Raw genomic sequence first — 12,448 nt, forward strand, 5'->3', positions numbered from 1 at the left:
ACGGGGTTGCTGCAGGCAGGACGCAGCCCGTCCGAAGCCCAGATCCAGCTTCCGGATCCAAGAGGTGTGCTGGCACGGCCGTAGCACTGGACTGTCTTTGGCGCGCTGGCCCACGGCGGGCCAAGCCGCCGTCCTCGACCAGCGGAATACCGCCGGTCGGCCATCGCGGGCGTTAGACGTCGGTGACCGGCGAGACCTTGCCAGCGGTAACCTCAGACCCCGAAGTTGAACGCCACCGAAATCCGCGGCCTCTGCCCCTTGAACCGGCGTACCGCATGCATCAGCCAGGACGGGAACATCACGAAGGTGCCGCTGGATGGCGTGACGGTGGTCGAGTAGCCGGCGGTCAGGCAGCCCTCGATGCGCATGCGCAGCTCGGGATTGTAGACCGAGGGCATCAGGCCGCGGGGATCGACGAACTCCAGCTCGCCAGCGCAATCGGCATCCTGGGCGCCGCCATCGTCCACCCAATAGACGCCCGACCAGAAGGCCCCGGGGTGGCCATGCAGGGCATTGCCCTGCCCGGCTTCGTTGACGTTGGCCCAGGCGTTGTAGCGCCACTCGAAGGCCGGCTCGATGAGGCCGTGCTCCGCGGAGTGGACGGCGGTGAGCTGGGTCGCGAAGGCCCGGGCGAAGGCGGCGAGCTCCGCTCCTGGGGTACCTGCCCAGCTGTCGAAGTCATGGCTCGATTGCCAGCCGCCCTCGTTGCTGTGGCGGGTCCCGGCGTCCTGTTCGCGGCGTGCCAGGATCACCGCGCTGAGTTCGGCATTGAGCCGCTCGGCATCGGGATGGACGAGTTGCGCCAGCGGCGTGACGAAGAGTTTCTTGATCTCGATGCTGGCAGTGTCGAATGGTTGGCTCATGACGGCTGGCGTTCCCTTCAGATCTTGTCGAACAAGCTTAGCTGGGAAACCTTGGCGAAGGCGGCCTGGGCGGCCTGCAACATGGTCTGCTGCAAGGTGAGCTTCGACGTGGCCTCGGACATGTCGGTGTCGCGAATGGACGACTGGGTAGTGGCGTTGGACAACGACAGGCTCTGGCTCTCGGTGGTCAGGGTATCGATGGTCTGCTGGCGAGCCCCCAGGGAGGAAGTGACCTTGTAGACCTGGTTCATGCCGTTGTCGAGGTTGGTGATGGCCGAGGCCACGGCATTGCGGATATCCAGCTCCGCCTGGGGATTGTTGGTCGTCGGGGTATCCAGGGCGGTCCGCAGGTTCTTGATGGTGTCGAGGATGTTCTGCGTCTGGTTGCTGCTGCCGGCGACGGTGAACTGGTCGCCACTGGCCGCCGCCGAATTGATGCTGAACTGGGCGCCGTTGATGGTGATGCTGGCTGGATAGGTGCCGCCCAGGGTACCCGAGGACAGCGGCGTGCTGCTGGAGGTTGTCGGCAGCGCATAGACCGAATAGTCGGTAGCCGAGCTGAATTTCAGCAGGACGCCGTTGCTGGGAAAGGTGGTGCTGTAGGTGGTGGCATTGGTGACGGTGCCACCGCTGAGCTGGGCGGTCGAGGTATTCGACGCGGTCCGGGTGATGTCGAAGGTTTCCGGCTTGACCCCGAAGCTGAAGCTGTAGCCGGATACCAGCGAATTGATGGCGGTACTGTCGTCACTGGACTTCAGGGAGACGTCGAGGGCCAGCTGCGCGCCGCGGAAATTGACGGTTACCGCGTCACCCGTGGTGGTCTGGTAGGAGCCATTGCCGCTGACTTCACTGGTCACGTCGTTGTTGCTGGCGTCGAAGATCTTGAACTGGGTGCTGCTGAGCACCTGCAGCTTGTAGGGCGCGCCGCTGCGGAAGCTGCTGTTGAAGCTGTTGTCATCGGTCACGGTGCCCTGGGACAGGAACACCCGCTGGGTCCCGTCGGCATTGGGATTGCTGGTCAGGCTGGAGGTGGTGAGGTCGGCGTTCTGGGCGCTCTGGAAGGTGCTCCAGCCGTTGTCGCTGATGGCCAGGTTGAGGGTGTCGGAGACCTGGACCGACAGCGAGCTCTGGTCACCCTTGTAGCTGTAGCTGCCATCGGGATTCTTGACGAAAGGCTGCACCGTGCCATTGCTGCCGGCGAAGATGTAGTTGCCGTTGGCGTCCTTGCTGTTCATCAGCGAGAACAGCTGATCCTGGATGTCGCCCAGCTGGTCACTGATGGCGCTCCGGTTGGCATCGGTATAGGAGCCATTGCCGGCCTGGACCGCCAGGGCCCGCGCGTTCTGCAGCACGTTGGTGATGGTGGTCAGCACCGACTCCTCGTTGGTCAGCGCATTGTTGGCGGTGGTCATGTTGCCGCTGTACTGGGTCAGCAGGGTCTTCTGCTGATCCAGCTGCAGCAAGCGCGCCGAACCCACCGGATCGTCCGCCGGCGTCTGGATGCGTACCCCGCTGGAGATCTGCTCCAGCGTCTTGGTCATGTTGGAATAGCCGTCGGAGTAGCCCTGGGTACTCGAGGAGAACATCTGGGGTGTGGAGATACGCATGGCCAGCATCCCTTAGAAGGCTTGAATCAATGTGTTGAAGACGGTCTGCGAGATTTCGATGATCTTCGCCGAGGCGCTGTAGTACTGCTGATACTTGATCAGGTTGGCCGCCTCCTCGTCCAGGTTGACGCCCGCCAACGAGGACTGGCTCGCCTGCGCCTGCTTGAGGATCGCCGCGGTCGCGCTGGCATCCAGGCTGGCCTGGTTGGTCTTGGCGCCGACCGTTTCCACCAGGCTGCTGTAGGTGTTGTTCATGCTCGCGTTGCCAACGGTGGCCGACGTCTGCAGGTTCAGCAAGCCCAGGGCGTTGGTGTTGTCGGTACTGCCGGCGGCACCGAAGGAGACGCTGAAGGTATCCCCGCTGGAGGGTTTGCCCGCCAGGGTCAGCTGGAAGGTAAAGGCACTCGGTACGGTGGAGCCGTTGGCGGCGATATTGACGTTCACCGTGTTGCTCTGGCCGGCGACGATGGAGCCGGTACCGAGGCTGTTGCCGCCCGCGTCGTAGATCGTGTAGCTCTGGCTGCCATCGCTGGCGGCGGCCCCGAACTGGAGTTTCACCGGCATGGCGTTCTGGACGCTGGTCGCCAGGCTGCTGGCCGAGGCGCTGTCATAGATGCTGCGCTGGGTGACCAGGGTCGGCGCGCTCACGGTACCGGTGCCGATGTTGGCGGCGCTGCTCGCCGCCTTCAGCGGCGAAGCGAACGCCAGGTCCTGGGCATCGGTCATGGTGACCGCTGCCTGGCTGGCAGCCAGGCGCGTGGGCTGCACGGTGAAGGTATCACCCGCCGTCACACTGCCCGTCCGCAGCCCCAGCTGCAGGCCGTCGATCTCGTCCGCCGGCGAGGCGGTGAGACTGTGGCTCCCCAAGTCCTGGCCATCGGACAGGCGGGTCACGCTGTACTGGGTGGCACTGGTGAAAACCACCCGGTAGTCGCTGACGGTCAGGTCGCTGCTGTCGGCGATGGTGACATTGAGGTTGGCATTGACATCGCTGTTGGTGGAGCGTCCGATGCTGCGCGAGGCGATGGCCGTGGCGCTGTTGATGTCGTTGAATACCTTGGTGCCGAAATTGCCCTTCAGGTCCAGGCCCTGGGCCTGCTGCTTGTTGATCGAGTCCGAGGCCACCAGGGCCAGCCGACCCAGGCTGTTCAGCGAGGGATTCACCACCTCGTCGCGATAGCGCACCAGGCCGGTCATGGAGCCACCGGAAATCGACTGGGTGACATCCACCGCGATCCCGCTGGGCATGGTCAGCGTCAGGGCGTATTGCGAGGGATCCAGGGTACTGGCCTGGGCGCTGAGCGAACTCACCGAGCCCCCCACCACCAGCGGCTGGCCGGAGCCGATGTAGACGTTGTAGTTGCCATCCTGGTTGACCACGCTAACCCCGACCAGCTTGGACATGTCGTTGATGGCCTGGTCCCGCGCATCCAGCAGCGAGTTGGGGGTAGTGCCGCCAGCCGAGGCCACGGTGATGGCCTGGTTGTACTGGGCGATCTTGTTCGCCAGGGTGTTGACCTGTGTCGCCGACGCGCTCAGCTGGGTGTTGATGTAGTTGCTCTGGTCGGAGAGCTGGCTGGCCAGCGAATTGAATCTCTGGCTCAACGTCGAGCTGCTGGTCAGCACCAGGGAGCGCGAAGCGCTGTCGGTGGGCGTCGCCGAGGCCGTCTGCAGCGCCGAGAAGAACTTGCTCAGGGCGGTGCTGACCCCCGTGGTGCTATCGGCCAACAGCGAGTCCACCGAGCTGGCGGCGGTGGAAAAGGTCTGGGCCTCGTTGTCCAGCGCGGTGCTGGTCTGCAACTGGGTGGTCAGGTACTGGCTGTAGGAGCGCCGCACGTCTGCCAGGGTCGTGCCGTTGCCGATGTAGGCGACGCCGACGTTCTGCGCCGCTGCCGCGTGCTGCTCCGTCGCCTGACGGGAATAGCCGGCGGTATCGACGTTGGTGATGTTGTTGCCGGTCGTGCTGAGCGCCGACTGGCTGGCCTGGATACCCGAGAGACCGATGGAAATGAGACTGGCCATGGATTGTCCTTAGGTACGCTTTACCGAGGTATCGACCGCAGCGATGTTTTCGTAGGTGCTCTTCATTTGCCGTGCGATCTGACTGACCTTGCGGGCGTACTGCGGATCGCTGGCGTAGCCGGCCCGTTGCAACTCGTGCATGAACTGGCTGGAGTCGCCGCCCTTGGCCAGCGCCTTGCCATAGCGATCGTTGCTTTGCAGGAAACTCACGTAGTCGTCGAAACTCTGCTTGAAGGAATCGTAGGAGCGAAAATCCGCGGCTTCCTTGCTCGCCTTGCCGTTGCGGTATTCGGTGGTCAGGGTGGTGGCGACATCGCCGTCCCAGCTCGAATGGGCCTTGATGCCGAACAGGTTGTTGCTGGTGCTGCCGTCCCGCTCGCGGATGATGGACTTGCCCCAGCCGGTTTCCAGTGCGGCTTGAGCCACCAGGTAATGGGCATCCACGCCGATCTTCTTCGCCGCTTCCTGCGCCATGGGCAGCATGGTGTCGACGAACTCTTGACGCGTGCGGAACACCGACTTTCCTGCGGTCTGCCCCAGCGGGGCGACACTGCCGCCATTCAGCCGGGCGCTGCCGCTCACGCTGGCCACGGCCGGGGTGCCCAACTGCTGCACGGCCTTCCAGTTGGTGGCATTGGCCGCCGTCGCGCTGTTGCCGTTGCCACTGGCAGCATTGGCCGCCGCTGCCAGCACGGCCTCTTGGCTCTGGGCCGCGCTGGCCTTGCTGGGCATGGCCAGACGGCGGGAATTCAGCAGCGCCGACACGTCCTTGCGCTCGCTGGCACTGCCGGTCGAGCTGGCCACCGCTGCGGCTTGCGAGGTCTTGCCATCCCAGAGGGCGCGACGCATGTCCATCGCCACGCTGGCACCTGCCTGGGCGGAGCCGGCGGTCGCCGGGGCGGCGGTCTTGGTGGCCGCGCCTTCGGTCGACGGCGTCTTGCCGGCATCCTTGAGCATGCTCCGGGTCATCATGTCCGCCAGGCCAATGCCGCCGCCGTTCTTGGCGAGATTGACCGACAGTTGCTGATCGTACATGTCCTGGAACTGCTTGGTGGTCTGGCTGTTGAACGGACTGTCCTGGGCCAGCACCTCGTTGGCCGAGCGCATCGACTTGAGCATCTGGTTCAGGAACACCGACTCGAACTCCTGGGCAACCTTGCGGACGTTGCCTTCGCTGTCGCGATCGGCCCCGTTCTTGAGGTTGTTCAAGCGGTTCAGGTCGGTATAGGCACCAGAATCCACCGAATCGAAAGTCCCGCCCAGGCGTGCAGTCATCGCCATTACTCCATCAGATTACGATCAGGTCGGCCTGCAGCGCGCCGGCCTGTTTCAACGCTTCGAGAATGGCCACCAGGTCGCTGGGCGCAGCGCCCACCTGATTCACCGCTCTCACGATCTCGTCCAGGGTGGTTCCCGGACCGAACTTGAACATCGGCTTGGCCTCCTGCTTGGCCTTGACGGTCGACTGGGGCGTCACCACCGTCTGCCCACCCGACAGGGGATTGGGCTGGCTGACCTGGGGGTCTTCGCTGATGGTCACGGTCAGGCTGCCCTGGGTCACCGCCGCCGGCGACACCTTGACGTTCTGCCCGATGACGATGGTCCCGGTGCGGGAGTTGACGATCACCTTCGCCACCTCCTGCCCCGGATCCACCTCCATGTTCTCCAGGATCGACAGGTAGTCCACGCGCTGGCCAGGATCGACCGGCGCCGTGACGCGAATCGATCCGGCATCAACGGCTGATGCAACACCCGCGCCAAGTGTCTCGTTGATCTTGTCGACCACCCGCTTGGCCGTGGTGAAGTCACTGCGCTTGAGGTCCAGCGTGATGCTGTTGCCCTGGTCGAAGCCGCTCGGCACCGGCCGCTCGACGGTGGCGCCGTTAGGAATACGGCCCGCCGACGGAACGTTGACGGTGATCTTCGAGCCATCGCGGCCTTCGGCGTCAAAACCCCCGACCACCAGGTTGCCCTGGGCGATGGCGTAGATCTGGCCATCGATCCCCTTGAGCGGCGATAGCAGCAGGCTGCCGCCTCTGAGGCTCTTGGAATTACCGATGGAGGACACGGTGATATCGATGGTCTGGCCAGGCTTGGCGAAGGCCGGCAGGTCTGCGTGGATCGAGACCGCCGCGACGTTCTTCAGCTGGGCGGAGCTCGTGCCGGCCGGGACCTTGATGCCGAACTGCGCCAGCATGTTGTTGAAGGTCTGGATGGTGAAGGGGGTCTGGGTGGTCTGGTCGCCGGTCCCGGGCAGCCCCACCACCAGACCGTAGCCGATCAGCTGGTTGGTCCGTACGCCCTGGATATTGGCGATGTCCTTGAGACGTTCGGCCTGGGCGAAGGGCATGGCCAGCAGCAGGGCGAGCAGGCCGAACAGGGTCTTGCGCATGGGGGTCATCCTCAGAACGGCATCAGGGCGCTGCCGAAGAACTGGCTCAACCAGCCAGGCTGGCTCGCATCGGCGAAGGAGCCCGTGCCCGAGTAGGTGATCCGCGCATCGGCCACGCGGGTGGAGAGCACGGTGTTGTCGGTGGCGATGTCGTCGGCGCGGACCATGCCCTGGATGCGCATCAGCTCGTTGCCGGTATTGAGGGTCAGCCACTTCTCGCCGCGAACCACCAGGATGCCGTTGGGCAGTACCTCGGCGATGGTCACGGTCAGCGAGCCGGTCAGGCTGTTGCCCTGGGCGGCAGTGGACTTGCCGGTATTGGAGCGGTTGCCGGAGAAACCGGCGTCCAGGCTCAGGTCGCCGTCAGACAGCGGATTGGGGATCGACGGCTTGGCGCCGAACAGGGAGGTCAGGCCGAGGGTCGCCTTGCTGTTCTTGGCGATGTCTGAGCTGGCGTTCTTGCTGGCCTGGGTCTTCTCTTGCAGGGTGATGGTGATGATGTCGCCGATACGGAAGGCCTTGCGATCGGTGTAGAGATTCTGCTCGAAGCCCGACTGGAAGATGGCACCGTTGTTCTGCGCCGCGGGCACCGGGGTGCGGGGCAACACGGGGGAATAGTAGGGATCGTCCGGCTTGGCGGCCGGGGCTACGCATCCTGCGAGAACGAGCGCTCCGAACAGCGGGGCGATGGCAAAGAGACGATTCATGGAGCGCTACCTCGCAGGGGCGGCTGTTACAGGTTCTGGGTGACGAAGCCGAGCATCTGGTCGGCGGTGGAAATGACCTTGGAATTCATCTCGTAGGCGCGCTGGGTGGTGATCATGTTCACCATCTCTTCCACGGTGCTCACGTTGGAGGTTTCCAGGGTGTTCTGCTGGATGGTGCCCAGGCCGTTGTTGCCCGGCGTACCGACCTGGGGCGCGCCGCTGCTGGTGGTCTCGGCGAACAGGTTGTTGCCCATGGCCTGCAGGCCGCCCGGGTTGACGAACTGGGCGGTCTGGATGGTGCCTATGGTGGTAACGGTCGAGGAGCCGGCCTGGGTCACCGAGACGGTGCCGTCCTGGCCGACGGTGAAGGTCTGGGTATCGGCCGGCACGGTGATGGCGGGCTCGACCGGAAAGCCATTGGCCGTGACGATCTGGCCGTCGGCATTGAGGTGGAAGGTACCGTCGCGGGTGTAGTTGACGGTGCCGTCGGGCATCTGGACCTGGAAGAACCCATGGCCATTGATGGCCATGTCCAGCGGCTGCTCGGTCGTTTGCAGGGTGCCCTGGGTAAAGGTCTTCTGGGTGCCGACGATACGCACACCGGTACCCAGCTGCAGGCCCGAGGGCAGCTCGCTGTCCTGGGTGGACTGCGCACCGGGCTGGCGACGGATCTGATAGAGCAGGTCCTGGAATTCGGCGCGGTCGCGCTTGAAGCCGGTCGTCGAGACGTTGGCCAGGTTGTTGGAGATGGTCGTCAGGTTGGTGTCCTGAGCGGCCAGACCAGTCTTGGCGACATAGAGGGCGGAAATCATCGTTTTTCTCCTTCGGCGCCGGGAATCAGGCGTCAACAGCGTTCAATCAGCTGAATTGCAAAACCTTTGCCATGGACGCGTCGTTGTCCTCGGCGGATTTCATCATCTTGATCTGCAGTTCGAATTGCTTCGAAAGCGAGAGGATCGAGGTCATCTCCTCCACCGCACTGACGTTGCTCGACTCGGTGAAACCGGACACCACCTGGACGCCAGCGTCCGCCGCCGCGGGCTTGCCGTCCTTGGTACGGATGGTCCCGTCCAGGCCCTTCTCGAGATTCTTCGGGTCCGGATTGACCAGCTTGATGCGATCGATGACCGCCAGGGCATTGGTGTTTTCCCCGGCGCCGCGAACGGTGATGGAGCCGTCCTGGCCGATCTCGATCTGCTGATTGGGCGGCACGGCGATCGGCCCGCCATTGCCGAGGACCGGCAAATCGTTGCCGGTACGCAGCATGCCCAAGGCGTCCACCTTGAGGCTGCCGGTACGGACGTAGGCTTCCTTGCCGTCGGCGCCCTGCACCGCGATCCAGCCATTGCCCTGGATGGCCACGTCGAGATCCCGACCGGTTTCCTGCAGGGTGCCTGGGGTGAAGTCGGTGCCTGGCCGCTCGCTCATGGAATAGACCCGCGAGGGGTAGCTCTCGCCGAAGGTCTGCATGGAGCGCGCCTGCTCGAAATCCCGGCGAAAGCCACTGGTGGAGATGTTGGCGAGGTTGTTGGAGTGCGCCTGGATGGCCATGGTGTTCTGGCTGGCGCCGGTCATGGCGAGATATAGCAATCGGTCCATAGGGTCCTCGCAAGGCGATCGGTATCGCCAGGGGTCTGAAACTGTCCAGACCTCTTCAGCAAGGCACGTGCCACTCTCGACAATCCATTGATTTAGAAGAAAAAAAGCCCTCGCAAAGAGGGCTTTTTCAGAGCGACCGTCAAAGAACCGTTAGCGGATCTGGATGATGGTCTGGGACAGCGTGTTTTCCGTCTCGATGGTCTTGGCGTTGGCCTGGTAGTTACGCTGGGCCACGATCAGATTGACCAGCTGGGTACTGAGATCGACGTTGGACGCCTCCAGCGAGCCCGAGGTCAGGGTCCCCAGCGTGCCGGAAGCAGGTGTTCCCACCACCGCCTGGCCAGAGGTGGACGACTGGGCGAAGGTGTTGCTGCCCAGCGGGGTCAGACCCTGGTTGTTGGCGAAACTGGCCAGGATCACCTGGCCGATCACCTTGGACTGGCTATTGGTGAAGCTCGCGTAGAGCTTGCCTTCGGTATCGATGGACAGGCCCGACAACTGGCCGGTGGTGTAGCCGTCCTGGGATTTGCTGGTCACCGCGAAGGGGGTCGCGGTCTGCGTGGTGCTGCTCAGGTCGATGGCGATGCCGGTAGTGGACGCGGACGCGCCGTTGGCGCCATAGGTCGCGGGCGTCGTCGTGCTGTTGGTCACGGTGGCCGGCACCCAGTTGTTCAGCGCGAACTTGCCGGTGCTGGTGACGGTGAGGCCGGTGCCGCCCGTGGCGCTGAGCTTGCCGGTGCTGTCGAACGTCAGGGTGTTGCTCAGGGGCGTGGTGGACGTCGGGTCGGCCGGGTTGCGCCCATCGACCAGGCTGTACATGTTCCAGGTGTTGGTGCCGGTCTTGGCGAAGTAGTACGTCAAGGTATGGGCGTTGCCCTGGGAGTCGTAGATGCTGGTGGACGTCGAGTTGTTGAAGCTGGTGGCATCGCTGGGATTGAACGTGGCCGTGGTGGGAATGGTCGCCGACGAATTGAGACTCAACACCTCGGTGTCCTTGGTCGTGGCCTTCGGCGCCTGGTTGGTGGTGTCGATCTTCAGATTGGTAGCGATGCCGCTGATCACGTTGCCATCGCTATCCGCCGCGTAGCCGCGCAGGTTGTAGCCGGAGTTGTTCACGACGAAGCCATTGGCGTCGGTCTTGAAGGTGCCGTCTCGCGAATAGAGATTGGAGCCGTTGTTGTTCATGACGAAGAAGCCACCGCCATTGATCGCCATGTCCAGGGCATTGCCGGTGCTGGTCACGTTGCCCTGGGTGAACTGCTGGGCCACGGCCGCGGTCCGCACGCCGGCGCCGGGCTGGTTGGCGCTCGACCCCAGGTACATGGAGCTGGAATAGACATCGGCGAATTCGGCGCGCGAGGACTTGAAGCCCGTGGTGCCCACGTTGGCGATGTTGTTGCCGGTCACGCTGAGATCGGTGGCGGCGGCATTGAGGCCACTGAGGCCGACGTTGAAGCTCATGGTTGTACTCCTGTCCGGCGGGGCCGGCTCACTGGCCTATGGTCTTGACGTTCGCCAAGGCGACGTTGGTGCCGTCGGCGAGGTTGAGGGTCATGTCGCTGCCGCTGGTACCCAGGGTCACGCTGCTCACGGTGTTCGGCAGGTAGGTCGTCAGCGCCGTGGAGGTGCCACCAATGGCGGCCGTGGCTTTGAAGGTGTAGGTCCCGGAGGCCAATGTCTGGCCTGAGCTGTCCTTGCCGTCCCAGCTGAAGGCATGGGTGCCGGCACTCTTGGCGTCCAGGGATATGGTGTCGACCAGGGAGCCGGCGCTGTTGTAGACGCCCACCGAAAGATCACTGCCCGACGAGGGCAACACCACGCTGCCGGTCATGCCGGTGGTGGTATCGACCACCGCCGTGCTGCCGGCGGCGATCACCGAGCGCCCTACCAGCGAAGAGGCCTGCAGCGCCTGGGAAGAGTTGTAGTTGCTGACGATGGAATCCACCGAGGTATTGAGGTTCTGCAAGGACTCGACGCTGCTGAACTGCGCCAGTTGCGCGACGAACTCGGTGTTGTCCTGCGGATTCAGCGGATTCTGGTTGTTGAGCTGGGTCACCAGCAGCTTCAGGAAGTCGTTCTTCCCGAGGCTGCTGGTGGTGCTTCCCGAAGTCGTCGTGCCGCTGGACGTCACCGAGCTGCTCGATACCTTGCTGTTGGACAGCACCGACGACAGCAGCGAGCTGCTGCTGGTGGTGGAAGAAGTGGTGGTCATGTCGACTCCCTAGCGATCACTGACCCAGGGTCAGCACCTTCTGCATCATCTGTTTGGCGGTATTCATCATTTCCGCATTGGTCTGGAAGGCACGGCTGGCCGAGATCATGTCGGCCATTTCCTCTACCACGTTCACGTTCGGGTAGTAGACGTAACCGTCCTTGTCCGCCATGGGGTGATGGGGCTCGTAGCGCTTCTGGACCTCGCTCTGGTCCTCGACGATACCCTTCACCTCCACGCCGACCCCGGCCTGGCCCTGCTCGTCGAACAGCGAGGAACCACCCTGGGCCTCGCTGAGCTGGGCGGCGAACACCGGATGACGGGCCTTGTAGGTCTGGTCGACGCTGGAGGCGACCGACTCGGCGTTGGCCATGTTGCTGGCCACGGTATTGAGCCGGACGTTCTGGGCGCTCATCGCGCTACCGGCGATGTTGAACAACGAACTCAGGGACATGGTTATTCTCCCTTGATGGCCGACATCAGCCCTTTGAACTTGCTATTGAGCAGCGTGAAGCTGGCCTGGAAGTTCATGGCGTTCTCGGCGTAGTTGGCCTGCTCCACCTGGGCATCCACGGTGTTCTGGTCGACCGAGGGCTGGCTGGGAATGCGGTACTTCAGGGCCGCATCGCCCATGCCCATGTCGAAGCCGTCGGCGGCGATGTGCCGGCTGTTGGTGGTTTCCAGCTGATAATGCCGGGTGGCACCGGAAGAGCCCTTGGCCGCCTGCTCGGCGAGTACCGCACTGAAATCCAGGTCCCGTGCCTTGTAGCCAGGGGTATCGGCATTGGCCAGGTTGTTGCCCAACACCTCGGCGCGCTGCGAACGGAAGTTCAGCGCCTGCTCGTGCAGGCCGAGTGCCTTTTCGAAACTGATGCTCATGTCGAGAGACCTTTGACGTGGCTTGCAAGCGAATTAGCAAGGCCCGTGCCAGTCTCCAGCACCCATCAAAATCAAGGACTTAGCCCTAGGTTGCGGCCAAAACGGCGGCAAGCGGCAAGGTTTTTCCGCCGCCCTTGCCGCCCGCAGGCAAAAGCGCGGCAAAAGTT

12 protein-coding genes are annotated in these 12,448 nt (G+C 63.6%); all 12 read right to left on the minus strand.

All coding sequences use genetic code 11. From position 1 onward, the window contains the following. Positions 1 to 212: 212 nt before the first annotated feature. A complete protein-coding gene (locus ACYJP6_RS18815) occupies positions 213 to 863 on the minus strand; it encodes a TIGR02466 family protein (RefSeq protein ID WP_459476709.1) in 651 nt (216 codons plus the stop codon). Positions 864 to 880: 17 nt separating this feature from the next. Beyond that, positions 881 to 2,470: a flagellar hook-associated protein 3 gene (locus tag ACYJP6_RS18820; protein ID WP_459476711.1), complete on the minus strand. Its 1,590-nt coding sequence runs from the start codon at positions 2,468 to 2,470 to the stop codon at positions 881 to 883. Positions 2,471 to 2,482: 12 nt separating this feature from the next. Next, complete coding sequence (gene flgK, locus ACYJP6_RS18825) at positions 2,483 to 4,492, minus strand: flagellar hook-associated protein FlgK (RefSeq protein ID WP_459476713.1); 2,010 nt, start codon at positions 4,490 to 4,492, stop codon at positions 2,483 to 2,485. A gap of 9 nt (positions 4,493 to 4,501) precedes the next feature. Next, positions 4,502 to 5,767: a flagellar assembly peptidoglycan hydrolase FlgJ gene (flgJ, locus tag ACYJP6_RS18830; protein ID WP_459476715.1), complete on the minus strand. Its 1,266-nt coding sequence runs from the start codon at positions 5,765 to 5,767 to the stop codon at positions 4,502 to 4,504. Between the two features lie 13 nt (positions 5,768 to 5,780). Continuing rightward, positions 5,781 to 6,884 carry a flagellar basal body P-ring protein FlgI gene (locus ACYJP6_RS18835; RefSeq protein ID WP_459476716.1) on the minus strand — a complete coding sequence of 368 codons (1,104 nt, stop codon included), beginning with the start codon at positions 6,882 to 6,884 and terminating at the stop codon, positions 5,781 to 5,783. An 11-nt stretch (positions 6,885 to 6,895) separates the two neighbouring features. Then, positions 6,896 to 7,591, minus strand: coding sequence for a flagellar basal body L-ring protein FlgH (gene flgH, locus ACYJP6_RS18840; protein ID WP_459476718.1), 696 nt, complete (start codon positions 7,589 to 7,591; stop codon positions 6,896 to 6,898). Between the two features lie 26 nt (positions 7,592 to 7,617). Next, positions 7,618 to 8,403, minus strand: coding sequence for a flagellar basal-body rod protein FlgG (gene flgG, locus ACYJP6_RS18845; RefSeq protein WP_145008913.1), 786 nt, complete (start codon positions 8,401 to 8,403; stop codon positions 7,618 to 7,620). 46 nt (positions 8,404 to 8,449) lie between these two features. Then, complete coding sequence (locus ACYJP6_RS18850) at positions 8,450 to 9,190, minus strand: flagellar basal body rod protein FlgF (RefSeq protein ID WP_459476720.1); 741 nt, start codon at positions 9,188 to 9,190, stop codon at positions 8,450 to 8,452. 150 nt (positions 9,191 to 9,340) lie between these two features. After that, positions 9,341 to 10,651: a flagellar hook protein FlgE gene (flgE, locus tag ACYJP6_RS18855; RefSeq protein WP_459476722.1), complete on the minus strand. Its 1,311-nt coding sequence runs from the start codon at positions 10,649 to 10,651 to the stop codon at positions 9,341 to 9,343. A gap of 28 nt (positions 10,652 to 10,679) precedes the next feature. Beyond that, the gene (locus ACYJP6_RS18860) at positions 10,680 to 11,402 is read right to left on the minus strand and encodes a flagellar hook assembly protein FlgD (protein WP_459476724.1); all 723 of its coding nucleotides are present in this window, start codon (positions 11,400 to 11,402) and stop codon (positions 10,680 to 10,682) included. Between the two features lie 16 nt (positions 11,403 to 11,418). Beyond that, entirely contained in the window at positions 11,419 to 11,856 is a 438-nt protein-coding gene (gene flgC / locus ACYJP6_RS18865) for a flagellar basal body rod protein FlgC (protein ID WP_158892976.1), read from the minus strand. Between the two features lie 2 nt (positions 11,857 to 11,858). Then, positions 11,859 to 12,281, minus strand: a complete 423-nt coding sequence (flgB, locus tag ACYJP6_RS18870; RefSeq protein ID WP_459476726.1) for a flagellar basal body rod protein FlgB — start codon at positions 12,279 to 12,281, stop codon at positions 11,859 to 11,861. Between the last annotated feature and the right edge of the window lie 167 nt (positions 12,282 to 12,448).

This window comes from Pseudomonas sp. No.117 (assembly GCF_054558395.1).